Annotated in this window: 27 protein-coding genes and 1 tRNA gene; 13 read left to right on the forward strand and 15 right to left on the reverse strand. The window is 65.7% G+C overall.

Annotated features, from left to right (window positions below; translation table 11 throughout):
* Positions 1-15: 15 nt before the first annotated feature.
* The 3 genes from G342_RS0117735 to G342_RS0117745 all read right to left on the reverse strand — a co-directional run bounded on the left by G342_RS0117735 (position 16) and on the right by G342_RS0117745 (position 2,134).
* Complete coding sequence (locus tag G342_RS0117735; RefSeq protein WP_018184516.1) at positions 16-336, reverse strand: hypothetical protein; 321 nt, start codon at positions 334-336, stop codon at positions 16-18.
* Between the two features lie 98 nt (positions 337-434).
* The gene (locus G342_RS0117740) at positions 435-1,352 is read right to left on the reverse strand and encodes a CHAD domain-containing protein (protein ID WP_018184517.1); all 918 of its coding nucleotides are present in this window, start codon (positions 1,350-1,352) and stop codon (positions 435-437) included.
* Positions 1,353-1,474: 122 nt separating this feature from the next.
* Positions 1,475-2,134: a MarC family protein gene (locus tag G342_RS0117745; protein ID WP_018184518.1), complete on the reverse strand. Its 660-nt coding sequence runs from the start codon at positions 2,132-2,134 to the stop codon at positions 1,475-1,477.
* A gap of 382 nt (positions 2,135-2,516) precedes the next feature.
* Here G342_RS0117745 and gyrA point away from each other — a divergent pair, with 382 nt between their 5' ends.
* A complete protein-coding gene (gene gyrA, locus G342_RS24555) occupies positions 2,517-5,243 on the forward strand; it encodes a DNA gyrase subunit A (RefSeq protein ID WP_018184519.1) in 2,727 nt (908 codons plus the stop codon).
* Positions 5,244-5,338: 95 nt separating this feature from the next.
* On the opposite strand, the gene G342_RS0117755 is transcribed toward gyrA, so the two are convergent.
* The gene (locus G342_RS0117755) at positions 5,339-5,566 is read right to left on the reverse strand and encodes a hypothetical protein (RefSeq protein WP_018184520.1); all 228 of its coding nucleotides are present in this window, start codon (positions 5,564-5,566) and stop codon (positions 5,339-5,341) included.
* A gap of 201 nt (positions 5,567-5,767) precedes the next feature.
* Here G342_RS0117755 and coaD point away from each other — a divergent pair, with 201 nt between their 5' ends.
* From coaD to tgt, 5 genes are all read left to right on the forward strand, one after another.
* The gene (gene coaD / locus G342_RS0117760) at positions 5,768-6,265 is read left to right on the forward strand and encodes a pantetheine-phosphate adenylyltransferase (RefSeq protein ID WP_040879123.1); all 498 of its coding nucleotides are present in this window, start codon (positions 5,768-5,770) and stop codon (positions 6,263-6,265) included.
* 62 nt (positions 6,266-6,327) lie between these two features.
* Positions 6,328-6,855: a peptidylprolyl isomerase gene (locus G342_RS0117765; protein ID WP_018184522.1), complete on the forward strand. Its 528-nt coding sequence runs from the start codon at positions 6,328-6,330 to the stop codon at positions 6,853-6,855.
* Positions 6,856-6,944: 89 nt separating this feature from the next.
* Entirely contained in the window at positions 6,945-7,418 is a 474-nt protein-coding gene (locus G342_RS0117770; protein WP_018184523.1) for a peptidylprolyl isomerase, read from the forward strand.
* 101 nt (positions 7,419-7,519) lie between these two features.
* On the forward strand, positions 7,520-8,602 hold the full coding sequence (queA, locus tag G342_RS0117775; protein WP_018184524.1) for a tRNA preQ1(34) S-adenosylmethionine ribosyltransferase-isomerase QueA: 1,083 nt from the start codon (positions 7,520-7,522) through the stop codon (positions 8,600-8,602).
* Positions 8,599-9,729, forward strand: coding sequence for a tRNA guanosine(34) transglycosylase Tgt (gene tgt, locus G342_RS0117780; protein WP_018184525.1), 1,131 nt, complete (start codon positions 8,599-8,601; stop codon positions 9,727-9,729). The genes queA and tgt overlap by 4 nt, the downstream gene beginning before the upstream one ends.
* Positions 9,730-10,147: 418 nt before the next feature.
* Here tgt and G342_RS0117785 read toward each other — a convergent pair whose 3' ends face one another.
* The gene (locus G342_RS0117785; protein WP_018184526.1) at positions 10,148-10,783 is read right to left on the reverse strand and encodes a MarC family protein; all 636 of its coding nucleotides are present in this window, start codon (positions 10,781-10,783) and stop codon (positions 10,148-10,150) included.
* 158 nt (positions 10,784-10,941) lie between these two features.
* The gene (locus G342_RS0117790; protein WP_018184527.1) at positions 10,942-11,373 is read right to left on the reverse strand and encodes a DUF4864 domain-containing protein; all 432 of its coding nucleotides are present in this window, start codon (positions 11,371-11,373) and stop codon (positions 10,942-10,944) included.
* Between the two features lie 209 nt (positions 11,374-11,582).
* Between G342_RS0117790 and G342_RS0117795 the strand changes: the two genes are divergently transcribed.
* Together G342_RS0117795 and G342_RS0117800 are read left to right on the forward strand one after the other, a co-directional pair.
* A complete protein-coding gene (locus G342_RS0117795; protein WP_018184528.1) occupies positions 11,583-11,819 on the forward strand; it encodes an Lrp/AsnC ligand binding domain-containing protein in 237 nt (78 codons plus the stop codon).
* 221 nt (positions 11,820-12,040) lie between these two features.
* Positions 12,041-12,517, forward strand: coding sequence for a hypothetical protein (locus G342_RS0117800; RefSeq protein ID WP_018184529.1), 477 nt, complete (start codon positions 12,041-12,043; stop codon positions 12,515-12,517).
* A gap of 16 nt (positions 12,518-12,533) precedes the next feature.
* Here G342_RS0117800 and G342_RS0117805 read toward each other — a convergent pair whose 3' ends face one another.
* The gene (locus tag G342_RS0117805; protein WP_026304571.1) at positions 12,534-12,857 is read right to left on the reverse strand and encodes a YnfA family protein; all 324 of its coding nucleotides are present in this window, start codon (positions 12,855-12,857) and stop codon (positions 12,534-12,536) included.
* Between the two features lie 136 nt (positions 12,858-12,993).
* Positions 12,994-13,069: transfer RNA gene (locus tag G342_RS0117810), tRNA-Lys, on the reverse strand.
* A gap of 225 nt (positions 13,070-13,294) precedes the next feature.
* Here G342_RS0117810 and G342_RS0117820 point away from each other — a divergent pair.
* The 5 genes from G342_RS0117820 to G342_RS24565 all read left to right on the forward strand — a co-directional run bounded on the left by G342_RS0117820 (position 13,295) and on the right by G342_RS24565 (position 20,266).
* Positions 13,295-14,638 carry a UDP-glucose dehydrogenase family protein gene (locus tag G342_RS0117820; protein WP_018184531.1) on the forward strand — a complete coding sequence of 448 codons (1,344 nt, stop codon included), beginning with the start codon at positions 13,295-13,297 and terminating at the stop codon, positions 14,636-14,638.
* Between the two features lie 151 nt (positions 14,639-14,789).
* Entirely contained in the window at positions 14,790-15,887 is a 1,098-nt protein-coding gene (locus tag G342_RS0117825) for an efflux RND transporter periplasmic adaptor subunit (protein WP_026304572.1), read from the forward strand.
* Positions 15,884-19,003 carry an efflux RND transporter permease subunit gene (locus G342_RS24560; protein WP_051094299.1) on the forward strand — a complete coding sequence of 1,040 codons (3,120 nt, stop codon included), beginning with the start codon at positions 15,884-15,886 and terminating at the stop codon, positions 19,001-19,003. Before G342_RS0117825 ends, G342_RS24560 begins: the two co-directional genes overlap by 4 nt.
* A 97-nt stretch (positions 19,004-19,100) precedes the next feature.
* Positions 19,101-19,382 (forward strand): hypothetical protein, encoded by a 282-nt coding sequence (locus tag G342_RS0117835; RefSeq protein WP_018184534.1) that lies wholly within the window; start codon positions 19,101-19,103, stop codon positions 19,380-19,382.
* Between the two features lie 98 nt (positions 19,383-19,480).
* A complete protein-coding gene (locus G342_RS24565) occupies positions 19,481-20,266 on the forward strand; it encodes an endonuclease/exonuclease/phosphatase family protein (protein ID WP_018184535.1) in 786 nt (261 codons plus the stop codon).
* Between the two features lie 35 nt (positions 20,267-20,301).
* Here G342_RS24565 and G342_RS0117845 read toward each other — a convergent pair whose 3' ends face one another.
* The 7 genes from G342_RS0117845 to G342_RS0117875 all read right to left on the reverse strand — a co-directional run bounded on the left by G342_RS0117845 (position 20,302) and on the right by G342_RS0117875 (position 25,368).
* A complete protein-coding gene (locus G342_RS0117845) occupies positions 20,302-20,544 on the reverse strand; it encodes a hypothetical protein (RefSeq protein ID WP_018184536.1) in 243 nt (80 codons plus the stop codon).
* 168 nt (positions 20,545-20,712) lie between these two features.
* Positions 20,713-21,927 (reverse strand): molybdopterin molybdotransferase MoeA, encoded by a 1,215-nt coding sequence (locus G342_RS0117850; protein ID WP_018184537.1) that lies wholly within the window; start codon positions 21,925-21,927, stop codon positions 20,713-20,715.
* Positions 21,927-22,406 carry a cyclic pyranopterin monophosphate synthase MoaC gene (moaC, locus tag G342_RS0117855; protein WP_018184538.1) on the reverse strand — a complete coding sequence of 160 codons (480 nt, stop codon included), beginning with the start codon at positions 22,404-22,406 and terminating at the stop codon, positions 21,927-21,929. Before moaC ends, G342_RS0117850 begins: the two co-directional genes overlap by 1 nt.
* Entirely contained in the window at positions 22,406-22,921 is a 516-nt protein-coding gene (locus tag G342_RS0117860; protein WP_018184539.1) for a GNAT family N-acetyltransferase, read from the reverse strand. Before G342_RS0117860 ends, moaC begins: the two co-directional genes overlap by 1 nt.
* Positions 22,922-22,923: 2 nt before the next feature.
* On the reverse strand, positions 22,924-23,724 hold the full coding sequence (trpC, locus tag G342_RS0117865) for an indole-3-glycerol phosphate synthase TrpC (RefSeq protein WP_018184540.1): 801 nt from the start codon (positions 23,722-23,724) through the stop codon (positions 22,924-22,926).
* 4 nt (positions 23,725-23,728) lie between these two features.
* A complete protein-coding gene (gene trpD, locus G342_RS0117870) occupies positions 23,729-24,742 on the reverse strand; it encodes an anthranilate phosphoribosyltransferase (protein WP_018184541.1) in 1,014 nt (337 codons plus the stop codon).
* A gap of 14 nt (positions 24,743-24,756) precedes the next feature.
* Positions 24,757-25,368 (reverse strand): anthranilate synthase component II, encoded by a 612-nt coding sequence (locus tag G342_RS0117875; RefSeq protein WP_018184542.1) that lies wholly within the window; start codon positions 25,366-25,368, stop codon positions 24,757-24,759.
* Positions 25,369-25,391 lie beyond the last annotated feature (23 nt).

Consider the following 25,391-nt stretch of genomic DNA (forward strand, 5'->3'; position numbering starts at 1 on the left):
GGCGGCTGACGCGGCTCAGCTCATCGGCACCAGGCGCAGGATGCTCCAGCGGGAGGTGCCGGAAACGACGTGCGGCTCCAGCTTCTTGCCCCAGGCGGCATGCGCGGGGTTCTTGCCGATTGCCTCGAAGATGCGCTCCAGCTCCGCCAGGCTGTCGACCGTCACGTTGTTTTCGATCGTTGCCTCGAGTGCGCCGATCGAGCCGGTGGCGATCGAGGATCGGGACGCGTCGAGCCCCACCTTGGCGCCGATCTCCCGTTCCCATTCCCGCATCAGTTCGAGGGCTTCCTGCTTGTGCCCGAAACGAGCGTCGATCTGCCAGCGTGCGATGAACATGATCTGTCCTTCCGGCTCGAAGACCGCCCGGTGCCGGGCAGCATCAATGGAAGGGTATCACGGGCCTGAAACGGCGGAACTTCACGACTCTGTGCCGCTCACCAGAACGGTTTGGCCGATCGGAAAGCGCGCCATAGACGGTCGATCGAGGCGAGCTGATCGCGCTTGTCGCGCGCCGACCAGCCGAGAATGGCGCCGATCGCCTTATGGACCTCGGGGGAAATGGTCTCCGAGCCGATCCGGTCGAGGAGGCGATGCGTCGTTTCGGTGTCGCACAGCGCTCCGAGTACGTCCTGCAGACGCTTCACATCGCGCCGGTAGGCGAGGCGCTTCCGGGGCTTGGTCCAGACCGGGCCGAGGAAGTCGATCGTGTAGCCGAGACGCTTGGTATCGATGCGCAGCCGATGCCGCGCCTCGTCCGAGAGCGCCAGGATCCGCTTGCCGTGGCGCATCTGGCGGCGGTGGGCGCGTTCGAGCTCTCGTACGGCGCCGGCCTTCGTCGTGCCGGTCAGGCGAGGCGGCAGGTTGCCGTCACTTCCGCGCCAGCGCCGTTCCGACAGGAGCAGCGCCAGGCCCAGCAGCAGCTTTTGCGGGAGGGGACCGTCGAGGCTGCCCAGCATGCGCCGATAGCTCGCGTCGCGCGCGCCTGTCGCCGCGCCGAGCAGCGGCACGAGGTCGGCGATGCCGGCCAGCTCGGCGGCGTGGCGCGGTAGCGTCTCGGTGACCAGAACGTCCCAGTCGCGCGCCTCGCCGAGCGCCGACGCCAGGTCGTGCGCATCGCCCTTGACCCCGTCGAAGCTGTCGGACCGGGCCCAGCGAGCCGCGATATCGAGCGCTGCGCGCAGCTTTCGCAGGGCGACGCGGAGCGCGTGCACCTGGTCGGGAAGGGGGCGGTCGAGTGCCGCACGTAGCGTCGTCACCAACTCCGCCTGACAGCCGGTCAGGATCGTGACGATCGCCGTGTCGATCGACTGCCTCGCGTTCAGATCGACGGGATCGGGGCGGGTTTCCAGCATGTTGGGTCCTGGCGCGGGCAGAGAGCAGACGGGCCTTCTAGATCATTCTACCGCGGCGTCGATACCTCATGCATGGAAATCCGCATGCTGTCCTTGCCGTTTCAGGCGGATTGGCGCCGGCATCAGATCCCTCCAGCAGTCGCGGCGCGGACGATCTCGGTGACGCCGTCGGCGACGAATTGCACAGCGAGGGCGGCGAGCAGCACGCCGAGCAGGCGCGTCAGCACGATCCGGCCGGTCTTGCCGAGCATGCGGTCGAGCGGCCCCGCGAGCAGGAACACGGCCAGGCAGGAGCCGACCAGCGCGCCGACGATGACCAGCAGGCCGACGACGCCCAGCGTGCTGGGTGCCGAGGCCGCGATCAGGATGGTGGCGGAGATCGCCCCGGGGCCGGCGATCAAAGGAATGGCGAGCGGGAAGATGGCCAAATGGTGGATATCCGCCAGGTCATGCGTTCGCTCCTCCTCGATGGCTTTGGCCGCGTTGGCCATCTTGCGCTGGTCACGCCGCTCGAACACCATTTCGAAGCCGATCCAGAACAGCATCAGCCCGCCGGCGATGCGGAAGGCGGCGAGCGATATGCCGAGGAAGCCGAGCAGCCCTTCGCCGACCAGTGCGAAGGCGTAGAGGATGATGGCGGCGGTGACCGTGGCGCGGATCGCCGTCTGTCGGCGCTGGTCCTTGGTCATGCCGCGCGTAAGGCCGACGAAGATCGGCGCGAGGCCGATCGGATCGATCGTCACGAACAGGGTGATCAGCGCGTTGAGCAGATAATCGAGCACATCGGGCCCCTGTGACGGTGGGAAGGTGATGTATCGTGACAGGCGGCAGGTGGCTCCGCCAGTGCGGTGAATCGAGGCCGTTGCGCGGGCCAGTCCGTCGTCCGGGAAGGGAGGCCGGGAGGCAATTTCGGGTGGCGGTGTCGGCCGATCCCGCCGTGGCCGCCGACAGGGCGCGGCAAATCGCCGGCCCTGGGGTGAAAGGGCCCTGAATCCAGCGGTTTTGGCGGGATTCCTTGAAGCCGCCACAGGGTGGCTCTATGATGTTGGCAATCGAAACTGATTCCGGAAAAAATACTTGTCCGACACCCATGAGCCGCCAAGCCCCGACGAGCCGGGCGATGGCCGCCCTTCCGACTTTGAAACAATCTCTATCACCGATGAGATGAAGCGGAGCTATCTCGATTACGCGATGAGCGTGATCGTGAGCCGCGCGCTTCCGGACGCGCGCGACGGCCTCAAGCCGGTTCACCGCCGCATCCTCCATTCGATGAACGAGAACGGCTACGACTGGAACAAGTCGTACCGCAAGTCGGCGCGTATCGTCGGTGACGTGATCGGTAAGTACCATCCGCATGGCGACCAGTCGGTCTACATGGCGCTGGTGCGTATGGCGCAGGATTTCTCCATGCGCGTCATGCTGGCCGACGGTCAGGGCAATTTCGGCTCGGTCGACGGCGATAGCCCGGCCGCCATGCGTTACACGGAAGTGCGCCTCGCCAAGGCCGCGCATTCGCTGCTGGAGGATATCGACAAGGACACGGTCGATTTCCAGGACAACTACGATAATTCGGAGCGCGAGCCGGTCGTCCTGCCGGCCCGCTTCCCGAACCTGCTCGTCAACGGCGCCGGCGGCATCGCCGTCGGCATGGCGACCAATATCCCGTCGCACAATCTCGGTGAAGTCATCGACGGCTGCATCGCCTATCTGGAAAACCCGGCTATCAGCATCGAAGAGCTGATGGAGATCATTCCGGGGCCGGACTTCCCGACCGCCGGTCTGATCATCGGCCGCGCCGGTATTCGCGCCGCCTATCACGAGGGCCGTGGCTCCGTGCTGATGCGCGGCCGCGTCACCGTCGAAACCGTTCGCAAGGAGCGCGAGGCTCTCGTCATCCACGAGATCCCGTACCAGGTGAACAAGGCGACGATGATCGAGAAGATCGCCGAGCTGGTTCGCGACAAGCGGATCGAGGGCATCTCCGACATCCGCGACGAGTCCGATCGCCTCGGCATGCGCGTCGTCATCGAGCTGAAGCGCGATGCCGTCGCCGACGTTGCGCTGAACCAGGTCTACCGCTACTCGCCGCTGCAGACCTCCTTCGGCGTCAACATGGTGGCGCTGACCGGCGGCAAGCCGCAGCTGATGAACCTGAAGGACCTGATCCAGGCCTTCGTCGTCTTCCGCGAAGAAGTCGTCGCCCGGCGTACGCGCTTCCTGCTCAACAAGGCGCGCGATCGCGCCCACGTCTTGGTCGGCCTCGGCATCGCCGTCGCCAACATCGACGAAGTCATCCACCTGATCCGCACCGCGCCCGATCCCTCGACGGCGCGCGAGCGCCTGATGGAGCGGCATTGGCCAGCGGTCGACATCGCGCCGCTGATCGCGCTGATCGACGATCCGCGCCACAAGCTGGCGGCCGACAACACCTACCAGCTGTCGGAAACCCAGGCGCGCGCGATCCTCGATCTGCGCCTGCAGCGCCTGACCGCTCTTGGACGCGACGAAGTTGCCGACGAACTGAACAAGCTCGGTCTCGAGATCGCCGACTATCTGGAGATCCTTCGCTCGCGGGCTCGTATTGTCGGCATCGTGCGGGACGAACTGATCGCCGTTCGCGACGAATTCGCGACGCCGCGCAAGACAGAAATCCTGGATGGCGGCATCGACTTCGAGGATGAGGATCTCATCCAGCGCGAAGACATGGTCGTCACGGTCAGCCATGAGGGCTACATCAAGCGCGTGCCGCTGGTCACCTACCGGGCCCAGCATCGCGGCGGCAAGGGCCGTTCCGGCATGGCGACGAAGGACGAGGATTTCGTCACCCGTCTGTTCGTCACCAACACGCATACGCCGGTCGTCTTCTTCTCGTCGCGCGGCATTGCCTACAAGATGAAGGTCTGGCGCCTGCCGCTGGCGGCTCCCCAGGCTCGTGGAAAGTTCCTGAACAACCTGCTGCCGCTCCAGGAAGGCGAACGGATCACCTCGATCCTGCTGCTGCCGGAGGACGAGGACAGCTGGGCGACGCTGGACGTCATGTTCGCGACGACGCGCGGCACGGTTCGTCGCAACAAGCTGTCCGACTTCGTCCAGGTGAACCGCAATGGCAAGATCGCCATGAAGTTCGACGAGGAAGGCGACGCGATCGTCGACGTCCAGCTGTGCTCCGAGCATGACGACGTGCTGCTGACGACGGCGGACGGCCAGTGCATCCGCTTTGCCGTCACCGACGTCCGCGTGTTCAAGGGCCGCGATTCGACCGGCGTGCGCGGCATCTCGCTCGCCGAGGGCGACCGCATCATCTCGATGGCGATCCTGCATCACTTCGACGCCAATGGCGACGAGCGCTCGGCCTATCTGAAGATGAGCCGCGCCGTGCGCGGCGAGATCGAGGATGCGACGGTCATCGAGCACGACGCCGACGAGACGCCGGGCAATGATACGCTGCCGCAGACGCGCTATGCCGAGATGAGCGCCGCCGAGCAGTTCGTTCTCACCATTTCCGAGAACGGCTACGGCAAACGGACCTCGTCCTTCGAGTATCGCATCACCGGTCGCGGCGGTAAGGGCATCGTCGCCATGGCCGTCAACGAGCGGAACGGCAAGCTGATCGCTTCCTTCCCGGTCGAGGACAGCGACCAGATCATGCTGGTGACGGATGGCGGCCAGATGATCCGCATGCCGGTCGGCGGCGACAAGCCGATCCGCATCGTCGGTCGCGGTTCGCAGGGCGTCATCGTGTTCAACACGCATGACAGCGAGAAAGTCGTCTCGGTCGATCGCCTGACGGATGTCGAGGAAGACGAGCCGGACGCGGAAGCGCCGCCGGCGCCCGACGCCCCGCCGGCACCGGAAGTGCCTCCGGCCCCGGACGCGCCGCCGGAGGCCTGATCGGAACGCAGAAATGATGACGCCGGCCTCGGGGTAAAGGCCGGCGTCGTCGTGAGGAGGATATGAGGGGGTACTCAAAGGGTGAGGGGAAACCCTCAGTTCGCGTCCGAAACCGGCACGCGAGTAATGACGGAGACGCCCTGCTGACTGTCCACGACCGTGATCAGGCGCGCGTCGGGCGATGCAGCGGCGATCGTCAGGCGGTCAGCCTTCTTGGCCGCCGGCATGTCCCTGTCGGAATAGACGGCGGCGCTGGCAAACCCGACGGCGATCGTTGCGGCGGCGCACGTCGCGAGAATGGTGGTGTGGAACCACGTCGTCATGGATCGGCTCCCTCTGTCTTGTTGCGTCGGAACTTGAACGCAACATGCTCTTCTGCCTATGAACGGCATCACAAGCCGTTGTTCATTGACCCTTCATCTGGGGAGTCAATGTGCGTTTGGGAAGTTGGTTCCTCGAAGTTGTTGGCTTCCCTTTCGTAAAGCCTGCGTGAGAATCCGAGATCGTTCCGGGAGCAAGTTGTGATCAAGCCGCGCACCGCCTTCTATCCGGGCTCGTTCGACCCGCCGACCCACGGCCATCGCGACATGCTGCAGGCGGCGCTCGCCGTCGCCGACCGGCTGGTCGTGGCGATCGGCGTGCACCCAGGCAAGGCGCCGCTTTTTTCGTTTGAAGAGCGTGTCGAGCTGATCCGGGAGATGGTCTCCGAGATCGCCGGCGGCGAGGGGCGGGTGGATGTCATCGCCTTTGACGGGCTCACCGTCGACGCGGCGCGCGATTGCGGCGCCTCCGTGATCATCCGGGGTCTTCGCGACGGCACCGATCTCGACTATGAGATGCAACTCGCCGGCATGAACGGCACCATGGCACCGGAGATCCTGACCGTTTTCCTGCCGGCGACGCCGGCGACACGTCACATCACCGCGACGCTGGTGCGCCAGATTGCGAAGATGGGCGGTGACGCATCCGCCTTCGTCCCGGCGGGGGTTGCCCGAAAGCTGACACAAAAATTCAGTTCCTGAGGCCGCCGCGACAGGCGGCCCGTTCCAGACCGGAGATCCTCGTGACCCGTTTCCTAGGCCTGATGGCGGCTTTCGCCGCCGCCTTCCTGTTCATCGCCGCGCCGGCTCAGGCCGCGGGCGAGAAGCTCGACCCCGAGAACACGATCTATCTCGACCTCAAGGATGGCCGCGTCGTCATCAAGCTGCGCCCGGACCTGGCGCCGAAGCATGTCGCGCAGATCAAGAAGCTGACGCGCGAAGGCTTCTATGACGGCATCGTCTTCCACCGCGTGATCGACGGCTTCATGGCCCAGACGGGCGATCCGACCGGCACCGGCATGGGCGGCTCGAAGGAGCCTGACATCAAGGCCGAGTTCTCGAAGGCGCATTTCGCCCGCGGCACGCTCGGCATGGCGCGTTCGCAGAACCCCGATTCCGCCAATTCGCAGTTCTTCATCATGTTTGCCGATGGCGGCTTCCTCGACGGCCAGTACACCGTCTGGGGCGAAGTCGTCGACGGCATGCAGTTCGTCGACAAGATCGCCAAGGGCGAGCCGCCGGCGAACCCCGACAAGATCGTCAAGATGCAGATCGCCGCCGACGCCAAGTAGGCGTCGACGCCCATCCACGCCGCCGACACGACAAAAAGTCGGCTCTTGCCGCGCCCCCTTCCGGCGCGGCCCTTCAGAAGGAGACTACCGTGGCCGACATCAAGGACCCGGAGAACACCCTCATCCTCGAGACCACCCAGGGCACGGCGGTTATCGCGCTGCGTCCGGACCTCGCGCCGCTGCATGTCGCGCGGATCAAGGAACTGGCCCGCGAGGGCTTCTATGACGGCATCGTCTTCCACCGCGTGATCGACGGCTTCATGGCCCAGACAGGCGATCCGACCGGCACCGGCATGGGCGGTTCGGGCAAGAAGCTGAAGGCCGAGTTCTCGCGCGAGCCGCACGTGCGCGGCACGGCCTCGATGGCCCGCGCCCAGAACCCGGATTCCGGCGACAGCCAGTTCTTCCTCTGCTTCGGCGACGCCCGCTTCCTCGACGGCCAGTACACCGTCTGGGGTCAGGTCATCGAGGGCATGGACAACATCGACAAGATCAAGCGCGGCGAGCCGGTCCAGAACCCGGACAAGATCGTCTCGATGAAGGTCGCTGCCGACGCGGCGTGACCTCGCCCCCGGCCTGCGGCGCCAAGCCGTTTGCAATGCCGGGCCTAGCTGATTAGGAACGGGGCGCCGTCATGACGGCGCCCCTCTTTGTTTGAGCTTCCATGCGCGTCGACCTTTTCGATTTTGATCTCCCCGAGGAAAACATCGCTCTGCGGCCGGCCCGGCCGCGCGATAGCGCGCGCCTGCTCGTGGTCCAGCAGGGCCATCCCCTCGAGGACCGCATCGTCCGCGATCTGCCGGACTGGCTGCGCCCCGGCGACGCGCTCGTCTTCAACGACACCAAGGTGATCCCGGCCCAGCTCTTCGGCGAGCGCGTGCGCGACGGCGTCTCGGCGCGCATCGCGGTGACGCTGCACATGCGCGAGGGGGCGGACCGCTGGCGTGCCTTTGTCCGCCCGGCGAAGAAGCTTCAGCTCGGCGACCGCATCCAGTTCGGCGAGACGGAAGATCGCGCCTGCCTGATCTCCGGCCTTGCCGCCACCGTCGCCGAGAAGGGCGACGCCGGCGAGGTCGTGCTCGCCTTCGATCTCTCCGGTCCGATCCTCGACGAGGCGATCGCCTCGGTCGGTCATATCCCGCTGCCGCCCTATATCGCGTCGAAGCGGCATGAGGACGACGAGGACCGGCAGGATTACCAGACGATCTATGCCCGCGAGGAGGGCGCCGTCGCGGCGCCGACCGCCGGTCTGCATTTCACGCCCGATCTTTTCGCCCGCCTCGATGCGCTCGGCGTCGAGCGCCATTTCGTGACGCTGCATGTCGGCGCCGGCACTTTCCTGCCGGTGAAGGCCGAAGACACGGCGGAGCACAAGATGCATGCCGAGCGCGGCGAGGTCTCGCAGGCGACGGCCGATGCGCTGAACGCGGTGCGGGCGCGCGGCAACCGCGTCATCGCCGTCGGCACCACGTCGCTGCGGCTGCTGGAAAGCGCCGCCGGCGAGGACAACATTATCCGGCCGTTCCATGGCCCGACCTCGATCTTCATCACGCCGGGCTATCGCTTCCGGGCGATCGACCTGCTGATGACCAATTTCCACCTGCCGCGCTCGACGCTGTTCATGCTGGTCTCCGCCTTCGCAGGGCTGGAGACGATGCGGGCGGCGTATGAGCACGCCATCGCCACCGGCTACCGCTTCTATTCCTATGGCGACGCGTCGCTGCTTTTCCCGAACGAGACAGAATGACCGAGAAATTCCAGTTCACCCTGCTCGCCAAGGACGGCATGGCGCGACGCGGCGAGATCTCGATGCCGCGCGGAAAGATCCGCACGCCCGCCTTCATGCCGGTCGGAACCGCCGGCACGGTCAAGGCGATGTATCCGGGCCAGGTGCGCGATCTCGGCGCCGATGTCATCCTCGGCAACACCTATCATCTGATGCTGCGGCCCGGTGCGGAGCGCGTCGCCAAGCTCGGCGGCCTGCACACCTTCGCCAACTGGCCACATCCGATCCTGACCGATTCCGGCGGCTTCCAGGTGATGTCGCTCGCCAAGCTGCGCAAGCTGAACGAGAAGGGCGTCACCTTCCAGAGCCACATCGACGGCCGCCGCTACGAGCTGACGCCGGAGCGCTCGGTCGAGATCCAGGGCCTGCTCGACAGTGACATCCAGATGCAGCTCGACGAATGCGTCGGTCTGCCGACCACCGAGAAGGAAATCGAGCGCGCGATGAATCTGTCGCTGCGCTGGGCCGAGCGTTCCAAGGCCGCCTTCGGCGACCAGCCGGGCAAGGCGATCTTCGGCATCGTCCAGGGCGGCGACAATCCGCGCCTGCGGGTCGAAAGCGCCCAGGCGCTGAAGGCGATGGACTTCAAGGGCTATTCGATCGGCGGCCTCGCCGTCGGCGAGCCACAGCATGTCATGCTCGAGATGCTGATGATCACCACGCCCGAGCTGCCGGAGGAAAAGCCGCGCTACCTGATGGGCGTCGGTACGCCGGACGACATCATCGAGTCGGTGGCGCGCGGCGTCGACATGTTCGACTGCGTGATGCCGACCCGCGCCGGCCGGCACGGCCTCGCCTTTACCCGCTTCGGCAAGGTCAACCTTAAGAACGCCCGCCACGCCGAGGATCACCGTCCCCTCGACGAGGCGTCGGAATGCCCGGCGAGCCGCGACTACTCACGCGCCTATCTGCATCATTTGTTCAAGTCGAACGAGACGCTGGCGGCGATGCTCCTGACCTGGAACAACCTCGCCTACTACCAGACGCTGATGGCTGGCATCCGCGCCTCGATCGACGAACAGCGCTTCGACGATTTCCGCCTGGCGACCAAGGAAGGCTGGGCGAGGGGCGATATTCCGGCGCTCTGAGGGGCCGGGAACCCGTTCTTCGATCGCGGCACCTCCCGGCGCAGGCCCGATCGCCGCGGAGCGACCTCCGTCGTCATCCCTGCGAAAGCAGGGATCCACCTGTTCCTCGCTACGGGCGCGGACGCATGGGCGGAGTACGGTCCATCGTGCGCGAGGCTCGCCGACGCATGGATTCCTGCTTTCGCAGGAATGACGGCGAGCGTGGTGGCAGGGTGCGCGGGTCATTGGGCTCTGAACAATGGGCCTGCGCGTTTCGTCTGACTGGCCGCTATTCCCACGCTCCGCCGTCATCCCCGCGAAGGCGGGGATCCATCCATCCGAGGCCTTGGGAATTTCGCGCGGGAGCGACCCGGCTGAATGGATCCCGGGATAGGCCCGGGATGACGGCGAGGCGGGGCGGCCGTCGCGATGGACAGCCTCAGCTCGCCCAGCCCGGGAACAGCGCCGTCAGGCTACCGACCAGCATCTCCATCGCGATGGCCGCCAGGATCATGCCCATCAGCCGCTTGGTCACGGTCATGATCGTCGGTGAGACGACCCGGCCGATGAAGGGACCGCTGATCAGCACGGTGCCGAGCAGGGCGAGGAAGGCGATCAGGCCGGCCGAGAAGGCCACGACGTCGCCGCCCGCCTTCGCCTCATGCGCATAGACGACCAGGGCCGAAATGGTGCCGGGGCCGAGCAGGATCGGGATGCTCATCGGGTAGAAGGCAACGTTGCTGGCGCTTTTGAAGCTCTTCTGCTCCTCCGCCGATCCGGCATGGGAAGGGCTGCTTTCGCCATTCAGCATGTTGAGCGCGATCAGCAGCACGATCAGGCCGCCGGCGAGACGGAAATGGTTCACGTCCAGGCCGAAGAAGCCGAGGATGGCGGTGCCGGCCATGGCGGAGATCAGGCTGCCGATGGCCACCGTGACGGTGACGAGGATCGCGGTCCGCCGCTGCTCGCCCTCGGTCATGCCGGTGGTCAGCGAGAGGAAGATCGGCAGGTTGGCGATCGGATTCATGATCGCAAACAATGCAGAGAAGATCTTGATCGCGAACGCGAAATCCATGTGCCCCCGGGCCCCCGTGCCATCGAATGAGTTGTCGGGCATCCTTTCGATCGCGTCAGGGTAGGTCAAGCGGATCCTCCGCCGGGACAGTGCGCAAAAGCGCGCGCGTGTCGCGGGAGGGCGCGCGGGAAAACAGGGAGTCGGGATGGCGGTTGGAACTAGATCGTCGGAGCGGTGTCCTTGATCAGCGAGCAGCCGGCGATCTTCCAGCTGCCGTCGGGCTGCTTCTCGAAGCGGTAGAGCGCGATCCAGTTCTTGCCGTCCGGTCCCGTCACATAGACCTTCTGCACGATGCCGATCGGGCTGTCGGCGATCTCGCCATAGGCGATGCTGCGTGGCCGGTAGATCGGCGGATAGGCCTGGCGGACCATGCCGAGGAAGATGTCCGGCGACGGGAACATCGCCTGGATGCCGGGCGCGGCATAGCCATAGGCGGCGACGCCGTCGTCGCGCTGGAAGGCGTCGAGCTGGCCCTGGACCAGCTGCTTGAGGGCTCCCTTCTCGGCGGAACTCGGCTCGGCGGCGATCGCCGCCGTCGAGAACAGGGCGGCCGCGAGGAGGAAGACGATCGTGAAGGCGATGCGGGTCATGATCTGGCTCTCCGGCGCTTCGGCGCAACGGTTCTTTCCGTTGAACTAGCTACGAAGCGGCGGTCGACAAGGTTTCGCAGTGCGTTTGCGGGTGCCGGCGATTGGTGGCGAGCGCCGGCATTCGTCCGGCGACCGCCATGCGAGCGCATTGCGGGAAGGGGACCGGACCTGTTATCCCGTCCTCACATCACGCGCTGCCGGAGGCCCCGATGCGAGCTCTTTTCGTCCAGATCAAATGCCATCTTGGCCGCGCCTACGAAGTGGCGAACGCCATCGCCGATGCCGAGATCGCGTCGGAGATCTATTCGACCGCCGGCGAATTCGACCTCCTGGTCAAGTTCTACCTGCCCGACGACGCCGACCCCGGCCATTTCGTCACCGAATCGGTGCAGCGCTTCGACGGTATCCGCGATACCCGCACGATCATGACCTTCCGGGCGTTCTAGGCTCGACGCGTCCTTCGGCCGGCCCGGCCCGATTCGCCCGCGTCGCCGCGTCGCGAATTCCGGCGGGCAGGCGTCGGTTTTCGCAGCCCTGGAGGGCCATCGCACGCTTTGCAAACCGTCGGCAGCTGCTATGGAGGAGCCGAGACCCTCGGGAAGCCACAATTCTCCCGATTCTTGGCCGCTCGAAGGATGGCCGCCGGACCGGAACCGCAGCGAGAGAGATGATGAACAAACTGACCCTGATCGCAACCGCCGCCCTGATGCTGGCCGGACCCTCGGCGAGCTTCGCCCAGGAGCCGACGGCGCCGCCGGTCATGGTCAGCGCCGGCAAGTGCTCGAAGCTGGTCGTCGCCGGCAAGGACGTCACCAAGCAGTGCAAGAACGAGGTTGCCAGCGCGCCGCTGCCGGGCGGCGTCGTCATGTTCATCTTCACCCAGGGCAAGGGCCTGGTCGGCTTCACCGGCGATGCGACCAAGCTCGCCGGCGACAAGAAGACCGGCGTCGCCGCCGTGCCTGTGCTCGAAGTCAGCGTTCGCAGCGGCAAGGAGCCGAAGGTGATCGCGGCGAAATCCGGTCTCTGCAAGTTCAGCGACCCCTATTCCGGCAGGCCGGCGATCGTCACCTGCACGGCCGAGACGGCGCAGGGCACCTATACCGGCTGGTTCAAGTCGAACGGCAAGCCGCCCAAGGCTCGCTGAATAGGGCGCGCCGGCGTCAGCCGCGCGGTGCGAAAAGGATGATCGAGGCGCCGGCCAGGCAGATGCCGGCGCCAGTCAGGTCCCAGCGGTCGGGCCGGGCGCCCTCGACGATCCACAGCCACAGGATCGACATCGCGATGTAGATGCCGCCATAGGCGGCATAGGCGCGGCCGGCGGCGGTGCTGTCGACCAGCGTCAGCAGATAGGCGAACAGCGCCAGCGACAGCGCGCCAGGCACCAGCCACCACACCGACCGGTCGAGCCGCAGCCAGGCCCAGAAGGCGAAGCATCCGGCGATTTCGGCGAGCCCGGCGGCGACATAGATCGCGATCGATATCAGGATAAGCCTCCCGCTCCACCGCCTCGCGCGGACTGGGTGTTTTCCCGGCTCGCGCAGGCCGTCAGGCTTGGGCAGACTGCCGCGGGCGGCAAGGCAGGTTCGCCTTGGCGCCGGAAACGTCGAAACATCAGGGGAGTGGTGAGCCCGTCGGGATTCGAACCCGAGACCCCATGATTAAAAGTCACGTGCTCTACCAGCTGAGCTACGGGCTCATCGAGGTTGGGCCTCGAATTGGGGCGGAACCTAGTCGCCACGAGGGGGCGGGTCAATAGTCCGGCGGGCAGGGCTTGTTGATCGGTCCACGGATTTTATCGGCCTTCGCCGCGCCGGGGCCAGTTTCCGGCGTTGGAGATCGCCGCAATGGGTTATGAACGCGCCATATTCCTCGGTTACAATGACCGTATGCTCCTATTCATGAGAAAATCGAAGGCGTCGATATGCGCATCGCGATGATCGGTTCTGGTTATGTCGGGCTCGTTTCCGGCGCCTGTCTGGCGGATTTCGGACATGAGGTCATCTGCATCGACAAGGATGCGGCGAAGATCGAGGCGCTGAAGCGCAACCAGATTCCGATCTTCGAGCCCGGCCTCGACGATCTGGTCGCCTCCAATGTCCGCGCCGGCCGCCTGTCCTTCACCACCGATCTGGCCGAGCCGGTCGGGGCGGCGGATGTCGTCTTCATCGCCGTCGGCACCCCGTCGCGGCGGGGTGACGGCCATGCCGACCTCTCCTATGTCTATGCGGCGGCGCGCGAGATCGCTTTGGCCGCCAAGGGCTTCACCGTCGTCGTCACCAAATCCACCGTGCCGGTCGGCACCGGCGATGAGGTCGAACGCGTCATTCGTGAAGCCAATCCCGACGCCGATGTCGCGGTCGTATCCAACCCGGAATTCCTGCGCGAGGGCGCGGCGATCGACGATTTCAAGCGGCCCGACCGCATTGTCGTCGGTGTCGAGGGGGAGCGCGGCAAGGCGACGATGTCGGAAGTCTACCGGCCGCTCTATCTCAACCAGGCGCCGATCCTGTTCACCTCGCGTCGTTCGTCCGAACTGATCAAATACGCCGCCAACGCCTTCCTCGCCATGAAGATCACCTTCATCAACGAGATGGCGGACCTGTGCGAAAGCGTCGGCGCCGATGTGCAGGCCGTCTCGCGCGGCATCGGCCTCGACAACCGCATAGGCTCGAAATTCCTGCATGCCGGCCCCGGCTATGGCGGCTCGTGCTTCCCGAAGGATACGCTCGCCCTCGTCAAGACCGCGCAGGATCACGGCACGCCGCTGCGGCTGATCGAGACGACAGTGTCGATCAACGACCAGCGCAAGCGCGCCATGGCGCGCAAGGTGATCCAGGCGAGTGGCGGCGACATCCGCGGCCGCAAGGTTGCGATCCTCGGTCTCACCTTCAAGCCGAATACCGACGACATGCGCGAGGCGCCGTCGCTGTCGATCATCCAGGCGCTGCAGGATGCCGGCGCGACCATCTCGGCCTATGACCCCGAGGGCATGGCGCCGGCCCGACAACTCCTGACCGACGTCACCTATGCCGCTGACGCCTATGACGCGGCCGCGGATGCCGACGCCCTGGTGATCGTCACCGAGTGGAACACCTTCCGGGCGCTCGATCTGAAGCGGCTGAAGAGCGTCATGAAGACACCATTGCTGGTGGATCTGCGCAACATCTACCGCCGCGACGACGTGCTTCGGGAAGGCTTCCGCTATGTCAGCGTCGGTCGACCCGGCGATGATGGCGCCTTCCAGCTGGATGTCGCGGCCGAATAGTCAGGTCTGCATGCGAATCTGTGGCTATTGCGTTGCAGCTCAGGCGCTTTCTGTTCTCGCCGGAGGTGCCTGAACTAGAATTGTCTGGTGCTCCCTTTCGGGAATGGCATGATCCCGCAGAGGTTCTGAAAAGAATCGCCGCGGGGAAGCCATGCCTGACAGACGTGCTCGGAAGTTTGTAGCCGCTCTTGCCCTGGTGGGGGGCGCAGCGCTCTTTCTCGCCGCGTGTTCCGAGGAGAAGCCGGCGCCGCTGCCGCCCCGCACGGTGCGCACCCTCGTTGTCGAGCCCAAGCCGCTGCAATTGTCGGGCGAGGGCAGCGGCACGATCCAGGCGCGCTACGTCAATAATGTCGGCTTCCTGGTCGGCGGGCGCCTGCTCAGCCGCGACGTCGATGTCGGCGCCATCGTCAAGCTCGGCGATCCGCTCGCCCGGATCGACCCGGTCGATTACCAGTCGAAGCTGACGGCCGCGCAGTCCCAGATCAGCTCCGCCCAGGCGGGGCTGGATCAGGCCGCCGGCGAGGAAGGCCGCTTCAAGCAGTTGCTGGCGAACGGCTTCACGTCCCAGGCCCGCTATGACCAGGCGCTCAAGGACCTGCAGACGGCGCAGGCCAACATGATGGGCGCCCAGGCCAATCTGAAGCTTGCCCAGGACCAGCTGGGCTACACCAATCTGAAGGCCCCGACCGCCGGGGTCGTCACGCAGGTCGGCGCCAATGTCGGCCAGGTCGTGCAGGCCGGCGAGATGGTCGTGCAACTGTCGAGCTATGACGATCGCGACGGCGTGTTCTCGATCTCGGTGCTGAACATCGCTCGCGCCAAGGTCGGCATGAAGGTCAAGGTCCGGCTGCAGGCCAAGCCGAGTGTCACCGTCGAGGGCGAGGTTCGGGAAATCGCGCCGAATGCCGATCCGATCACCGGCACCTATACCGTCAAGGTCACGCTGGAAAATCCGCCGCCGGAGATGTTCATCGGCGCCGTGGTCGTCGGCGAGGTCAATTTCGAGGGCAAGGTCGTCGTGACGCTGCCCTCGACCGCGATCCTGCAGACCGGCGACAAGCCATCTGTCTGGGTGGTCACCAGTCCCGACAACATCGTCAAGAAGGTGCCGGTCGAGATCGACCAGTATGACGAGCGGACCGTGCAGATCACCGGCGGGCTGGAGAAGGGCGACATCGTCGTGATGGCCGGCGTCAATTCGCTGGCCGAAGGACAGAAGGTGGCGCTCGAAAAGGTCGCGTCGCAATGATGGGCGGCCTCAATCTTTCCGAGTGGGCGATCAATCACAAGACGCTGGTCACCTTCTTCATGGTGCTCTGCGTCGTCGCGGGGGTGAAGTCCTATGTGAGCCTCGGCCGCGAGGAAGATCCGGAATTCGCTGTCCAGACCATGCTCGTGCAGGTCAACTGGCCCGGTGCCACCACGGCCGATACCATCTCGCAGATTACCGACCGGCTGGAGAAGAAGCTCCGCGAAACGCCTGATATCGACTATATCAACTCCTACACGACGCCCGGCCAGTCGGTCATCTACGTCAACCTTCTTCAGTCGACGCCGCCCGACCAGATCCCGTTCATCTGGTACGAGGTACGCAAGAAGGTCTACGACATCAGGCAGACGTTCCCGCAGGGCATTCAGGGGCCGTTCTTCAACGACGAGTTCGGTGACGTCTACGGCGTCATCTACGGCATCACCTTTGATGGTTTTACGCTGCGGCAGACGCGCGATTTCGCCGAACAGGCCAAGATGGCCTTCCAGAACGGGCACGACGTCAGCAAGGTGATGATGTTCGGCCAGCAGGACCAGAAGTTCTATCTGTCCTTCTCGCCGCAAAAGCTGGCCGCCCTCGGCCTCAATTTGAACGACGTCCTGAACTCGATCGCCGACCAGAACGCGCTCGTCCCTTCGGGCGTGGTCAACACGCCGGACGAGAACATCCTCGTCAACGTGACCGGCGGCTTCCTCACCAAGGAAAGCCTCGAGGCGGTCAACCTCTTCATCAACAACCGCTTCTTCCACCTGACCGATATCGCCACGGTGGAAGAGGGCTATGTCGACCCGCCCAGCAAGATGTTCCGCGTCAACGGCAAGCAGGCGATCGGCCTCGGCATGTCGATGAAGGCGGGCGGCAACAATCTGGAGTTCGGACGCGGCCTCGCCGAGATCGCGGCGCGGCTGCAGCAGGATTTCCCGGTCGGCATCGATGTCGTGCTGGTCTCGGATCAGCCCCAGGTCGTCAAGGAGGCCATTGCCGGCTTCACCGACGCCCTGTTGGAAGCGCTGATCATCGTGCTGGCCGTCAGCTTCATCAGCCTCGGATTGCGGGCCGGCCTGGTCGTGGCGCTGTCGATCCCGCTGGTGCTGTCGATCGTCTTCATCGGCATGGAACTGGCCGAAATCAGCCTGCAGCGCATTTCGCTGGGAGCGCTGATCATCGCTCTCGGGCTGCTCGTCGATGACGCCATGATCACCGTCGAAATGATGGTCTCGAAGATCGAGGAAGGCTACGAGAAGGCCAAGGCGGCGACCTTCGCCTATGTCACGACGGCCTTTCCGATGCTCACCGGCACGCTGGTGACGATCTTCGGCTTCTTCCCGATCGGCTTCGCCGACAGCAATACCGGCCAGTACTGCTTCTCGCTGTTCGCCGTGATCGCGATTGCCCTGGTTTCGTCCTGGTTCGTCGCCGTCGTCTTCGCGCCGGTGATCGGCGTCTTCGTGCTGCCGAACAAGATCGTCGCCAAGCACCAGGAAGGCGCGCGCGAGTATGGCCGCGTCACCACGCTCTACAAGCACCTTCTGCTGTTCTGCATGCGCTTCCGCTATCTGACCATCGCCGTCACGCTGGGGCTCTTTGCGCTAGCCCTGTTCGGCCAGCAATTCGTGCAGCGGCAGTTCTTCCCGTCGTCTGACCGCCCGGAACTGCTCGTGACCATCAACCTGCCGGCGGCGGCATCGATCTTCGCCACCGAGGACACGGTCAACCGGGTGCAGAAGCTGATCGACGGCGATCCGGATATCGAGCGTTATTCCAACTATATCGGCGGCGGCGCCATCCGCTTCTATCTGCCGCTCGCCGTGCTGAGTGACAATGATTTCATCGGCCAGTTCGTCATCGTGACGAAGGGCATCGAGGAACGCGAACGGGTCAAGGCGAAGCTCCTGGCCGAGTTGCCGACGGCGGCGCCCGACGTCACCACCTTCGTGCAGGATCTCGAGCTCGGACCGCCGGTCGGCTGGCCGATCCAGTACCGGGTCACCGGCCGCACGACGGACGAGGCACGCCAGTTCGCCGACGAGCTCGTCGCCGCGATGACCAGTTCGGGGCTGGCGCGCGACATCAATTTCGATTGGCGCGACAAGAACAAGGCGCTGCGGATCGTCGTCGACCAGGATACGGCGCGCCGCGTCGGGCTGAGCTCCAAGACGTTGCAGCAGGCCCTGCAGGCGGTTCTCTCCGGCACGACCATCACGCAGCTGCGTGACTCGATCTACCTGATCGATCTGGTCGCCCGCGCCGACGACAGCACCCGTGCGTCGCTCGAAGGCGTCCGCAACCTGCAGATCAGCCTGCCCAACGGCCATTCCGTGCCGCTGCGCGAGGTTGCCTCGATCGAGTACGTCCTCGACGAGGGCTATGTCGGCATGCGCGACGGCCTGCCCACCATGACCGTGCAGGCCAACATGATGCCGGGCCTGCAGGCAGCGACCGTCTATTCGCGGCTGCGGCCCGAACTGGAGAAGATCCGCGCGACGCTGCCGTTCGGGACAACGATCATCGAGGGCGGCACCGTCGAGAAGAGCGCGGAGAGCAATGCCGCCCTGATGGCCCAGGTGCCGATCATGGTCGGCATGATGCTGATCATCCTGATGGTCCAGTTGCAGAGCGTCTCCCGGCTGCTGCTCGTCGTCAGCGTGGCCCCGCTCGGCCTGATCGGTGTTGTCGCGGCGCTGCTGTTCACCAATACGCCGATGGGCTTCGTCGCCACGCTCGGCATCATCGCGCTCGCCGGCATGATCATCCGCAATTCGGTGATCCTGATCGACCAGATCGAGCATACCCGGAAGGCGGGCGAGAACGCCTGGGAAGCGGTGATCGAGGCGGCGCAGCATCGCTTCCGGCCGATCATGCTGACGGCTTCGGCCGCCATCCTGGGCATGATCCCGATCATGCGGGACGTGTTCTGGGGGCCGATGGCCTATGCCATCGTCGGCGGCCTCGCGGGGGCGACCCTGCTGACGCTGCTGTTCCTGCCGGCGCTCTATGTCACCAGCTTCCGCATCAAGGAGCCGAAGTCGAGCGATCCGGGCGCTGCCCGATCCGGCGACCCGGCGGGTGGCGCCGAGCCGGCCCTCGCGCCTTGAGTCCCGGCCGCCTTCCTGTCCGGGATAGCGGCCGCACTTGATGGCGGCGGGCGACCGATGGATAAGGAGCCCATCGGAACCAGCGGATAGGGATCACATGGACGTTCTGAAACTCCTCGGCGCACTGCACAACGCCTTGCAGCCGGGTGCCTCGGTCGACGACACGGAAAGCTGGATGGAGACGTTCGCCGTCATTCGCCGCGAGGTCGAGGCCGATCCGGCGACCGACAAATATGATCGCGAGACGCTCGACGTCATCGCGTCCAAGCTGAAGGTCCTGATCGGCGAGCTGGAATCGGGTCGTCCGGAGCCGGACTTCAAGCCGGCCCGGACCTGGGTGGCGGCGCTGGGCGCGGCGATCCACCGCCGGCGCGCCTGAGCGGCGACTTGCGGCCAGCGGGCGGGAACTCGCGGCATGTCTGCACATTGGACAAAGGGTGAATTGCCTTGGCCCCCACGCCCGCTAATCTGGATTCCATGACAAAAGTCCGCATTCTTTCCTACAACGTCCATGCCTGCGTCGGCATCGACAAGCACATGTCGCCCGAGCGCATCGCCAAGGTGATCGAGAGCTGCCGACCGGACATCGTCGCGCTGCAGGAGATCGACGTCGGCCGGCCGCGCAGCGGCCGGATCGACCAGGCGCGGATCCTGGCCGAGCTGCTCGGCATGGAAGCGCATTTCCATCCCTCGACCCGGATCGGGCCGGACGAGCACTATGGCGACGCCATCCTGACCTCGCTGCCCTACACGATGAAGAAGATGAACGTGCTGCCCGGCTTCCACGACCGCATCAAGGTCGAACCGCGCGGGGCGCTCTGGGCCTCGGTCGATGTCGGCGGCGTCAAGGTGCAGGTGGTGAACACCCATCTCGGCGTCTGGCCGCACGAGCAGATGCTCCAGCTCTCCACCCTGCTCGGACCGGAATGGCTCGGCCATCCCGATTGCCGCGATCCGGTGGTCTTCCTGGGTGACTTCAACGCCCCGCCGGGTCTCGCGCCGTATCGGCGGCTCGCCTCCGAGTTCATCGACGTCCAGAAGGCCTGGGGCGAGCGGAAGGCGAAGCCGACCTTCCCGGGACGCCTGCCGGCGCTGCGGATTGATCACGTCTGGCTGCGCGGTCGCGCCGCCATCCGCAATGTCGAGGTGGTGCGTACGCCGCTGGCCCGCGTCGCCTCCGATCACCTGCCGCTGGTGGTCGATCTCGACTTCCACGCCCACGCGACCCGCACCGATCACGACGCGCGAGTCGGCGCAGCCTGACAGGGCTAACGAAGGGTTACCGGAAGGGTGCGCCGTTAGCGCTTGTTAACGGCGGTGTTAACGCCCCAGAGCCGCCAGCGCCGACGTGGCGCCAACTCCTTGCGCTCCTCGCCGCGGCCGCTAGGTGTATGGAGGCAGCAGAGGTCCGCGACGAGATCGTCATAGCGAGAGATCTCGGAACGGTTCATGCGAGAGAGCATCATCGCGCCCGCGGCAAAGCTCGATCCGACATGGAGCGTGCGCGTGCTCAGGGACGGCTTGGCAACCGACTTGACCATTGGACACCTCCCCACGGCTCGATGCGCTCTGGGGTAACGGTTGTTACCGGGCGCGGTTCCTTAGCCGAGGATTCTAACGGGCGCATCATAGATCACATTTCATTCCCTAGCGGAATGACTCTTGATGGCAATCGCAAAAATAGTTCCGAAAGTGGCCGATCCGACGCCTCAGGGCAGCCGCAGCACCCGGCACGCCGCGCCTTTGGGCTCGGCGGCGGCGAAGGGAGGCCGCACGATCAGGCAGATCGCCTGCGCGAAGGTCGACAGCATCGAGCTGTCCTGGCGCGGCAGTGGCGTGGCGATCCGCCGGCCGTCCGGCAGATCGACCAGGCTGGCACGGACGTAGTCCTGGCGGCGGTCGTTCTCGCGTACGGGCCCGCCGAGTTCGGCCGTTTCGGTCTCGTCGACGAGTTCGAGGCCGAGCAGGCGCCGGAGCAGGGGCTTCAGGAACAGCAGCGCGCAGACGAGGCTGGAGACCGGGTTCCCCGGCAGACCCAGCACCCGCATCGGGCCGATCTTGCCTGACATCAGCGGCTTGCCGGGCCGCATGGCGATCTTCCAGAAGTCGAGATCCATGCCGCGGCCGATCAGGACTTCGCGGACGATATCATGCTCGCCGACCGAGGCACCGCCGAGCGTCACCAGGATGTCGGCGCCACTGGCCGCTGCGCGATCGATGGCGGCGGCCAGCGCCGCGCGGTCGTCGGCGATGATGCCGAGATCGATCGCCGTGCCGCCCATCGTCTCGACCAGCGCCGCGATGCCGAAGCTGTTCGAGGCGACGATCTGGTTGGGCCCGAGTTCGGAGCCGGGCGCCACGAGCTCGTCGCCGGTGGCGATGATGGCGACGCGGGGCCTGGCCCTGACTGGAACCCGGCCGTGATTGAGGGCCGCGGCGAGCGACAATTGCCGCATGCCGAGCCGCGTTCCGGTGGCGAGCAGTTCCTGGCCGGCGACAAAATCGAGGCCTTTGACGCGGATATGCTGCTGCGGCCTCACGGTTTCCGTCGCCCGGATCCGGCCGTCGGCTTCGACGACGGCGTCCTCCTGCAGCAGGATGGCGTCGGCGCCGGCGGGAACCGGGGCGCCAGTGAAGATCCGCACGGCCTGGTTCTCGCCGACGGTGCCGGCGAAGGCGTGACCGGCCGGAGCCGCGCCGATCAGGGTCAGATGCGCCGGCAGGCTCGCAACATCGACGGCGCGCACCGCGTAGCCGTCCATGGCCGAGAGATCGACGGGCGGCTGCGTCCGGAGCGCGGCGAGCGGGGCGGCGAGGATACGGTTCAGCGCCTGGCCGAGCGGCACGTCCTCCGAGGCGGTCGGCTCGACATCCTGCACGACGCGCAGGATAGCGTCCTCGACCGGAAGCAAGGGATCGGCCATCAGTCGGCCTGCCAGTCGCCGGAGCGGCCGCCGGTCTTCTCCAGCAGCCGGATGTTGCCGATCGTCATGCCGCGATCGACCGCTTTGGCCATGTCGTAAATGGTGAGGCAGGCGACCGAGACGGCCGTCAGCGCCTCCATCTCGACGCCGGTACGCTCGGCCACCTTGGTGGTGGCGCGGATGCGCAGGCCGGGCAGATCGCCGTCGAACTCGATGTCGATCGTCACCTTCGAGAGCATGATCGGATGGCAGAGCGGAATCAGCTCATGCGTTTTCTTCGCCGCCATGATGCCGGCGATACGGGCCGTGGCGATGACGTCGCCCTTGGCGGCCGTGCCGGATCGGATCAGCTCCAGCGTCGTGGCCTGCATCTTGACCATGCCCTCGGCGACGGCGGTACGTTCCGTGACGGCCTTGCCCGAGACGTCCACCATATGGGCGGCGCCGGTCTCATCCAGATGCGTGAGGCGAGGGGGCATCAGCGAAGTTCCTTGCGCATGAAGAGGCGGCGATCCAGCGGCAGCTTCGAAAGCTGCTCTCCAGCATGCAGCAGATGGAAGGCCGGGGTCCAATTCTCCCAGGGAACCTCGACGAAGCCGCGCCGCTCGTAGAACGGACGGTTCCATGGCACATCGCGGAACGTGGCCAGCGTCATCGCCGGGATCAATAGTTCGCGAGCCGCCTGTTCGATCGCTAGCAGCAATTGGCTGCCGATGCCGCGGCCGCCGAATTGCGTCGCGACCGAGATTTCGTAGATGTGCAGTCCGTGGTCGAGCTTTCCCGCCAGAAGAAAACCGACGGGCGCTTCGTCAGCATCCACGGCGCTGAATGCGATGCCATGCGCCAGCACGGCGGCCATGAAGGCTTCACTGGTCGGTTCGTTGTCGGCAATCGCCGCGAGGCCGACCGCGCCGAAGCGCTGGCCCGCGTCCCTTTCGACGGCCCGTAGGGCCGGAATATCCTCCGGGCGCGCGGGGCGGATCGATACCGTCATGCTCAGGCCCCGGCGCGACCGAGCAGTTGCGCGGTTGCGGCGGCGACGTCCTCCTGCCGCATCAGGCTTTCACCGACGAGATAGGTGTTGATCCGTACGTCGCGCAGACGGGCGATGTCGGCCGGCGTGAAGATGCCGCTCTCGCCGACCAGGATCCGGTCGTCCGGCACCTGCGGCGCGAGCCGCTCCGAATTTTCCAATGAGACTTCGAACGTCCGCAAATTGCGGTTGTTGATGCCGATCATCGGCGAAGCGAGCCGGAGAGCGCGCTCGAGCTCAGGCTCGTCATGCACTTCGATCAGGACGTCCATGCCGAGACTTATCGCCGTTTCCTCCAGCGATTTCGCCACGTCGTCCGAAACGCCGGCCATGATGATCAGGATGCAGTCGGCGCCCCAGGCGCGCGCCTCGTAGACCTGGTAGTCCTCGTAGAGGAAATCCTTGCGCAGCGCCGGCAGACCGACGGCCTCGCGCGCGGCGATCAGATAGTCAGGCGAGCCCTGGAAATAGGGCGTGTCGGTCAGAACCGAAAGGCAGGCTGCGCCGCCGGCCTCATAGGCCCGTGCCAGCGACGGCGGGTCGAAGTCGGGACGGATCAGTCCCTTGGACGGGCTCGCCTTCTTGATCTCGGCGATCAGTGCCGGTTGGTTGGCCGCGAGTTTGCGGCGGATCGCGTCGACGAAGCCGCGCGCCGGCGGGGCGTCCTTGGCCCGCGCCGCGATCTCGGCCGGCGATACCTTCGCCTTGGCCGCCGCGATCTCCTCGCGCTTGGTCGCTTCGATCTTCTTCAGGATATCGGTCATCAAACTATCCGTTCGTGATCGCGACGAGGCGATCGAGACGTTCATGCGCGCGGCCCTCGTCGATCGAGGCGGCGGCGAGCGCGACGCCCTCGGCGAGCGTGGCGGCGCGGCCGGCGACGACCAGAGCCGCGCCGGCATTCATCAGCACGGTGTCGCGATAGGCGCCCTGTTCGCCTTCGAGCAGGGCGCGGAGCGCGTTGGCGTTGTATTCGGCGTCACCGCCGCGAATGGCCTCGACGGGGGAGATAGGCAGGCCGACGGAGCCGGGATTGACCGAGAAGGTCCGGATCTCGCCGTTCCGCAGCGCGGCGACCTTGGTCGTCCCCGCCGTGGTGATCTCGTCGACGCCACCGGCGCCATAGACGATCCACGCGCTCTCCGAGCCGAGGGCGGCCAGCACATGCGCGATCGGCTCGACCCATTCTTCCGAATAGACGCCGATCAGCTGTCGCTTGACGCCGCCCGGATTGGCGAGCGGGCCGAGGATGTTGAAGATCGTTCGCGTGCCCAGTTCGACGCGGGCAGGGCCGACATGCTTCATCGCCGAATGATGCGATGGTGCGAACATGAAACCGATGCCGGCCTCGCGGATGGCGCGGGCGATTGTGTCCGGCGGGATGTCGACATTGACGCCGAGCGCCATCAGGACGTCGGCGGCGCCGGACTTCGACGACACGGCGCGATTGCCGTGCTTGGCGACGGGCACGCCCGCGCCGGCGACGACGAAGGCCGAAGCGGTCGAGATGTTGAAGGTATGGGCGCCGTCGCCACCCGTGCCGACGATGTCGATGGCATCAGCCGGCGCATCGACAGGCGTCATCTTGGCGCGCATCGTCGAGACGGCGCCGGCGATTTCGTCGACGGTCTCGCCACGGACGCGCAGCGCCATCAGGAAGCCGCCGATCTGGGCCGGCGTCGCCGACCCAGACATGATCACGTCGAAGGCAGCCTCGGCCTCGGCGCGATCGAGCGATTTGCCCGCAGCGACCTTGGCAATGTGGGACTTGAAATCATTCATGGTTCGCATGCACCTCAGGCGACCGATCGGGGCGTGCGATGGCTCGCGTTCCACTCCGCCGCCAGATCGAGGAAGTTCCTCAGCATGAGGTGTCCGTGCTCGGAGGCGATGCTCTCCGGATGGAACTGCACGCCATGCATCGGGAGCGTCTTGTGCATGGCGCCCATGACGACGCCGTCTTCCGATTCCGCTGTGATCTCGAGCACCGAGGGCATGGTCTCGCGCTTCACCGTCAGCGAGTGATAGCGCGTCGCCTTGAAGGGGCCGTTGATGCCGCGGAAAACGCTCTTGCCGGTGTGCCGGATGGTCGAAACCTTGCCATGCATCTGGCTCGGCGCGCGAATCACGTCGCCGCCCATGGCCTGGCCGATGGCCTGATGGCCGAGGCAGACGCCGAAGATCGGAATGGTGGCGCCGACCCGCTCGATCAGGTCCAGGCAGATGCCGGCCTCGTTGGGCGTGCAGGGTCCCGGCGACAGGACGATACCCTCGGGATCAAGGGCTATGGCCGCTTCGACGGTGATTTTGTCGTTGCGCTTGATAATCAGCTTGGCGCCAAGCTCCCCCAGATAATGGACGAGATTGTAGGTGAAGCTGTCGTAGTTATCGATGACGAGAAAAGCCATGATGCTGCGTCCCCTCCGCTTCG

It is taken from the genome of Kaistia granuli DSM 23481, from assembly GCF_000380505.1.
Classification (GTDB): domain Bacteria; phylum Pseudomonadota; class Alphaproteobacteria; order Rhizobiales; family Kaistiaceae; genus Kaistia; species Kaistia granuli.

Coding starts and splice junctions, on each gene's coding strand:
- G342_RS0117850 (WP_018184537.1), bottom strand. CDS start 21,927: ATGGCCGATCCCTTGCTTCCGGTCGAGGACGCTATCCTGCGCGTCGTG.
- G342_RS24565 (WP_018184535.1), top strand. CDS start 19,481: ATGACAAAAGTCCGCATTCTTTCCTACAACGTCCATGCCTGCGTCGGC.
- trpD (WP_018184541.1), bottom strand. CDS start 24,742: ATGAATGATTTCAAGTCCCACATTGCCAAGGTCGCTGCGGGCAAATCG.
- G342_RS0117845 (WP_018184536.1), bottom strand. CDS start 20,544: ATGGTCAAGTCGGTTGCCAAGCCGTCCCTGAGCACGCGCACGCTCCAT.
- G342_RS0117860 (WP_018184539.1), bottom strand. CDS start 22,921: ATGACGGTATCGATCCGCCCCGCGCGCCCGGAGGATATTCCGGCCCTA.
- G342_RS0117820 (WP_018184531.1), top strand. CDS start 13,295: ATGCGCATCGCGATGATCGGTTCTGGTTATGTCGGGCTCGTTTCCGGC.
- G342_RS0117740 (WP_018184517.1), bottom strand. CDS start 1,352: ATGCTGGAAACCCGCCCCGATCCCGTCGATCTGAACGCGAGGCAGTCG.
- queA (WP_018184524.1), top strand. CDS start 7,520: ATGCGCGTCGACCTTTTCGATTTTGATCTCCCCGAGGAAAACATCGCT.
- G342_RS0117800 (WP_018184529.1), top strand. CDS start 12,041: ATGATGAACAAACTGACCCTGATCGCAACCGCCGCCCTGATGCTGGCC.
- G342_RS0117755 (WP_018184520.1), bottom strand. CDS start 5,566: ATGACGACGTGGTTCCACACCACCATTCTCGCGACGTGCGCCGCCGCA.
- G342_RS0117735 (WP_018184516.1), bottom strand. CDS start 336: ATGTTCATCGCACGCTGGCAGATCGACGCTCGTTTCGGGCACAAGCAG.
- gyrA (WP_018184519.1), top strand. CDS start 2,517: ATGAAGCGGAGCTATCTCGATTACGCGATGAGCGTGATCGTGAGCCGC.
- G342_RS24560 (WP_051094299.1), top strand. CDS start 15,884: ATGATGGGCGGCCTCAATCTTTCCGAGTGGGCGATCAATCACAAGACG.
- G342_RS0117825 (WP_026304572.1), top strand. CDS start 14,790: ATGCCTGACAGACGTGCTCGGAAGTTTGTAGCCGCTCTTGCCCTGGTG.
- G342_RS0117790 (WP_018184527.1), bottom strand. CDS start 11,373: ATGACCCGCATCGCCTTCACGATCGTCTTCCTCCTCGCGGCCGCCCTG.
- G342_RS0117785 (WP_018184526.1), bottom strand. CDS start 10,783: ATGGATTTCGCGTTCGCGATCAAGATCTTCTCTGCATTGTTTGCGATC.
- G342_RS0117765 (WP_018184522.1), top strand. CDS start 6,328: ATGGCGGCTTTCGCCGCCGCCTTCCTGTTCATCGCCGCGCCGGCTCAG.
- G342_RS0117795 (WP_018184528.1), top strand. CDS start 11,583: ATGCGAGCTCTTTTCGTCCAGATCAAATGCCATCTTGGCCGCGCCTAC.
- G342_RS0117875 (WP_018184542.1), bottom strand. CDS start 25,368: ATGGCTTTTCTCGTCATCGATAACTACGACAGCTTCACCTACAATCTC.
- trpC (WP_018184540.1), bottom strand. CDS start 23,724: ATGACCGATATCCTGAAGAAGATCGAAGCGACCAAGCGCGAGGAGATC.
- moaC (WP_018184538.1), bottom strand. CDS start 22,406: ATGCCCCCTCGCCTCACGCATCTGGATGAGACCGGCGCCGCCCATATG.
- tgt (WP_018184525.1), top strand. CDS start 8,599: ATGACCGAGAAATTCCAGTTCACCCTGCTCGCCAAGGACGGCATGGCG.
- G342_RS0117835 (WP_018184534.1), top strand. CDS start 19,101: ATGGACGTTCTGAAACTCCTCGGCGCACTGCACAACGCCTTGCAGCCG.